Source organism: Acinetobacter stercoris, from assembly GCF_900323515.1.
In the GTDB taxonomy this organism is placed as follows: Bacteria; Pseudomonadota; Gammaproteobacteria; order Pseudomonadales; family Moraxellaceae; genus Acinetobacter; species Acinetobacter stercoris.
Genome location: NZ_OOGT01000248.1, coordinates 1 through 5,110 on the forward strand (window position 1 = coordinate 1; position 5,110 = coordinate 5,110).

The following is a 5,110-nucleotide window of genomic DNA, read 5'->3' on the forward strand; positions in this document are numbered from 1 at the left end:
GTCTAATATTTTAACACTAGCAATAAATATCGTAGTACCTGCATTCACGAAAATTTAAACTCCCACGATGTTCAATCGTTAAATTTCTATGCAATCAAAATAGGTCTCCTACTTCTCATTATTGTTAACAAGCATTTTTATTCATCTCCAAAAAGTCTTGGTAATTACATAGACTCAAGGTACTTTGCCCATGAAGAAATTTTTGAAATACCTCGTGGTATTGATCATTTTATTATTGATTGTTGCCTTGGTTTTTCTTTTCAGACCGATAACGTCTAAAAAAATAAAAACCTCTGAAAATGATGCCGTACTCGATGCAGTCCTCGTTGGTGGAGGTGTAATGAGTGCCACATTAGGTACATATTTAACTGAACTTGAGCCAAACTGGAAAATCAACATGTATGAGCGTCTGGATCAAGTCGCTCAAGAAAGCTCAAACGGCTTTAATAATGCTGGTACTGGTCACTCAGGCTTCATGGAAATGAACTATACATCCGAAAAAGATGGGAAAATGGATATTTCCAAAGCTGTAGGTGTTGCAGAGCAATTTGAAGTTGCGAAACAGTTCTGGGCATATCAGGTTAAACAAGGTGTATTAGGCGAACCTAAAAGCTTTATTAATCCTGTACCACATATTGCTTTTGTATGGGGTGACAATGTTAAATTTCTGGAAAAACGCTATGCTGCCATGGTACAAAACCCAATGTTCCAGGGCATGAAATTTACTGAAAATCCTGAAGAAATTAAACAGTGGGCACCTTTAGTCATGCAAGGACGCGACCCTGCACAAAAAGTTGCTGCAACACGTATGGATATCGGCTCTGATGTTAACTATGGTGCGATCACGACACAATTAATCAACCATTTAAAACAGCAAGCTAATTTTAAATTGCAAACATCAACAGAAGTTACTGGTATCAGCCAGAATGATGACAAAACCTGGTCTGTTTCCTTTAAAGACTTAAAAACAGGTAAAAGCAGTTACGTCAAGACTCGTTTTGTCTTTATTGGTGCTGGTGGTGCAGCAGTAAAACTATTGCAAATGACTGGCTTACCTGAAGCAAAACAGTATGCAGGCTTCCCTGTTGGCGGTATTTTCCTTATGACAGATAATCCTGAAGTAACGGCTGAACACACTGCCAAAGTCTATGGCCGCGCTGAATTAGGTGCACCACCGATGTCTGTTCCTCATATTGATACTCGCTACATTGACGGGAAAAAATATGTATTGTTTGGGCCATTTGCCACTTATTCAAATAAATTCTTGAAACAAGGCTCTCAACTGGATCTATTGAAATCAACAAATAAAAGTAATGTATTACCGATGACCGCAGTCGGTATAGAAAATCTGGATTTGGTTAAATACTTAGTAAGTCAAGTGATGATGACAGATCAGGATCGCTTTAATGAATTGAAAAAATATTATCCAGATGCAAAACCAGAAGACTGGAAGTTGAATCAGGGTGGTCAACGTGTCCAGATTATTAAAAAAGTTCCTGGTAAACCAGCAAAACTTGAATTTGGTACAGACATCTTTGCATCAAAAGATGGATCAGTGACCGCACTATTAGGCGCATCACCTGGTGCATCTACATCGCCATATATCATGTTGAATTTGCTTGAAAAGGCATTCCCTCAACAGGTAAAAGGCGAATGGAATCCTAAATTACAGAAGATGATTACATCGTATAAACAGGATTTAAGCAAAAACCCTGCTTTACTTGATCAAGTTCGTCAAAATACTAGCCAAACTTTAGGTTTGAAATACACACCCAGAGCACAAGCAGCAAATGATGAACATGCTATAGCACCAGCGGTTAATGCAAACTAATTAATCTGTCTTTTTAAGAGGATGAGTAATCGACTCATCCTCTTTCCTACCAAATTATTTTATGTCATTTTTCTCCTCATCCAGTTTTGATGTTTTCCGTTTTCGTGACTTTGCTATTCTAAGCTTGAATCAACTTTGCCTGATTTTCGCAATATTAATTTTAGAAATCACGATCGGTTATACCCTTTATCAAATCAGTAAGAACCCCTTAACACTTGGTTTTATCGCTTTGGCTGAATTATGCCCTTTTATTTTATTATCATTTTTTGGAGGCTATTTCGCGGATCACTTTAATAAGCAAACAATTCTAAAATGGGGTTTTAGTCTTTGCTGCCCTATCCCTCTCTTATTTATTTTTTTATTTTGGTGTCGCCAACAGCAATATATTGATTATTCATTATTTCTTGCTGGTATTTATGTCCTGATTTTTTTCCTAGGAATACTAAGAGGTATATATAGCCCTTCATTTAATGCTTTACGTGCATTCGTTGTACCTGAAAAATACTATTCAAGTGCGAATACATGGACAGCTTTTTTTTGGCAAATTGGAGCAATTGTCGCCCCCATGTTAGCGGGGTTGTTATTAGAAGTCTGTGGCTTATATCTTACGTTATTACTAAGTTTTGCTTTATATTTCCTTGGGAGCATTGTTCTTGTTTTTTTACAGAATCGGAAGTTTCCGTCTATTCCTCAACAGCACGTCGTTCAAAGCCTTAAAGAGGCATGGTTATTTATCTTCGAAAAACGTATTATTTTTTGGTCAGTTTTACTGGATTTATCATCAGTTTTATTCGGAGGTGTTCTCGCATTACTCACGATATTTGCACAAGATATTTTTAAAACCGGTGCACAAGGTCTAGGTCTATTAAGAGCAGCTCCAGCAATTGGAACATGTTTAATGATGTTATACCTGATAAAGCATCCACCTATTTTTCATATCTGGAGAAATATGCTCCTTGCCATTGGTGGTTTTAGTATTTGCACGATTTTATTCGCACTGTCTCGGCAATTATGGGTTTCGGTATTGCTCTTGGTTTTAATGGGTGCATTTGACAGCATTAGTATGATTATCAGGCAAACACTCTTTCAAAGTATCCCACCTAAAAATTTGCTTGGCAGAATTTCTGCTTTAAACGGCATACTCGTAACTTCTGGCAATCAACTTGGTGCTTTACAATCTAGTTTATTCACGCGTTGGCTAGGCATCATTCCAGCGACACTGATCAGCGGTTGCTTCTGTTTAGGAATAACGCTATACAGCTTTTCTCGTACCCGTGATTTATTTGATTATCGATTGAATAAAGAAAATCAGTCTTTTTCTAAAATACGAAATCCAGCCTGTCAGCACAATCACACTGTAAAATAAAATGCCATCTGAGTATTCACAAATGCAACAATTTCAAATGATTTTATTTAAAATTCTCCTTTTCTTACTACTATCATATTGCTTACTCAATGGAGCATATACCGCCATAATTGGTGGTTCACCATTCTATTTTTTTTCATCACTATTGTTAATTTTTCAAATTTTATTGAGTGCAAAAAATGCAGCATTTTATAAACAAATAACTATTTTTAGTGCCATGCTCTTATGTGGATTACTGTACTATCAATACAATCTCGATATGTTAAATGCATCTAATTTTCAGGTTTTTGCCTCATTTCTATGCATACATTTTATTTACTCTCAGCAAATCCCCCCTAAAAACCTGATACTTTTAAAAATCATTTTGATCATGTGTTTAATATTATTAACAATTACTCAATATAACGAACTGATTGCTTTGAAAGCCTACTTTTCAAGCTTAAATAATGGCGAATCATGGCAAGAATTTGGCGCATTATAAAAATTATCACTTACCATTCTCAATGAAACCTTGTAAACAGATGCAACTACACGACATAAAAATAATATCATTTATATTTAGACAGCAAAGACTTGCCTATTACACAATAGGCATCCCTGCTCCAAGTATCCTATTGTACTGCTAGTTCTATTTCACGTACCTTGCCAAACTGGTTACGCCACTGTAATGGAGACATACCAGTCCAGTTTTTAAAAGCACGGTTAAATGAAGTCTGTTCACCATATGCCAATAAAAAAGCAATATCAGAAACACTTAGGTTTCTATCTTGCAAATACTGTTTTGCCAAATTGAAACGAATATCATTGAGTAAATCTTTAAACACCATTCCCCTTTCTTTTAAATTTTTCTGTAAGACCCTAGATGACATATTCATCTGTTTAGCGACATATTCAATTTGAGCATGGTTATTATTCACCGCTTTTAAAATTGATTGACTGACGATTTCAATAAATGAATCATCTTTCGGCATTTCGGATAAAATCCGTTCCGCCTGTTTTTTTAAAATAGAACATAGAATAGGGTCAGATTGCCTTAAAGGCATATCTAATGCATATTTTGGAAAAATAATTTTAGTCTGTGACGTATTAAAAAATACAGGACATTTAAAAAAATCTTCATAGACCTCGGTATTATCTGGTTCAGGAATTGCCAGTTCAATATGATTTAAACTAAAACCAGTATCATTGATAATTTTTTTTAACCTTTGATAAAAAATTGATACCTGCAATGTTTCAGAAATAGCCGTTTCACGAACAAATAGACCAGCAGATAAATACGCAGGTTTATCCCAAGAAACAATACAGTTATTATTATTAAACTCAACATGTTTAGGCATATAATTATACCAAATCTTATTATATTTAGAAGATAGGATTAAAACATCAGACAATGTTTCACATGAATTTACAATATATGCTGTAATTCCAATATGAATTGTATCAACCATAGCCCCGATTTCCAGTCCAAGCTCTTCTTTCTTGTACTGTTTATCCACCTTATTTAGCTTTTTCAACCACTTTTCAAATGAAATATACTCATCAAAACTATATTCACGACTTACGGGTGATTTCAAATGATGAGCTTTACAAAAATCATCCAACAAGCGAGTCATTCCACTCCCCACGCTTTTTATTTTCAAAAACGTTTTCATTAAAACACCACTACTACAATTTTAGTTTAAAAGTAAAATATATTTTCATAAGAAAAATTAAGTAAAAAATATAGTTCCTTTAAATAAAAAAACTAATGTCTCTTATCACCAATTCTATTACCAAACTCAAATATTTAAAATATCTTAAAAATCTCAAAAAATATCAACTAAATCACAAAAGAATGTCAGTTAAAATTCAATGAAATTTTAATGTAAATAATAGTAGTAAAATTCAACAACCTGTATATATCAATAAAAATA

General features: G+C 34.3%; 3 protein-coding genes. 2 read left to right on the forward strand and 1 reads right to left on the reverse strand.

From position 1 onward, the window contains the following. Positions 1 to 190 precede the first annotated feature (190 nt). Positions 191 to 1,831 carry a malate dehydrogenase (quinone) gene (gene mqo, locus KPC_RS17725; protein WP_121975660.1) on the forward strand — a complete coding sequence of 547 codons (1,641 nt, stop codon included), beginning with the start codon at positions 191 to 193 and terminating at the stop codon, positions 1,829 to 1,831. A 61-nt stretch (positions 1,832 to 1,892) separates the two neighbouring features. Beyond that, a complete protein-coding gene (locus KPC_RS17730) occupies positions 1,893 to 3,197 on the forward strand; it encodes an MFS transporter (RefSeq protein ID WP_121975661.1) in 1,305 nt (434 codons plus the stop codon). 611 nt (positions 3,198 to 3,808) lie between these two features. Here KPC_RS17730 and KPC_RS17740 read toward each other — a convergent pair. After that, positions 3,809 to 4,810 (reverse strand): AraC family transcriptional regulator, encoded by a 1,002-nt coding sequence (locus KPC_RS17740; protein ID WP_227591462.1) that lies wholly within the window; start codon positions 4,808 to 4,810, stop codon positions 3,809 to 3,811. Positions 4,811 to 5,110: the final 300 nt, after the last annotated feature.

Excerpts from the sequence above, each read along its gene's own strand:
- mqo (WP_121975660.1), top strand. The coding sequence starts at position 191 with ATGAAGAAATTTTTGAAATACCTCGTGGTATTGATCATTTTATTATTG.
- KPC_RS17730 (WP_121975661.1), top strand. The coding sequence starts at position 1,893 with ATGTCATTTTTCTCCTCATCCAGTTTTGATGTTTTCCGTTTTCGTGAC.
- KPC_RS17740 (WP_227591462.1), bottom strand. The coding sequence starts at position 4,810 with ATGACTCGCTTGTTGGATGATTTTTGTAAAGCTCATCATTTGAAATCA.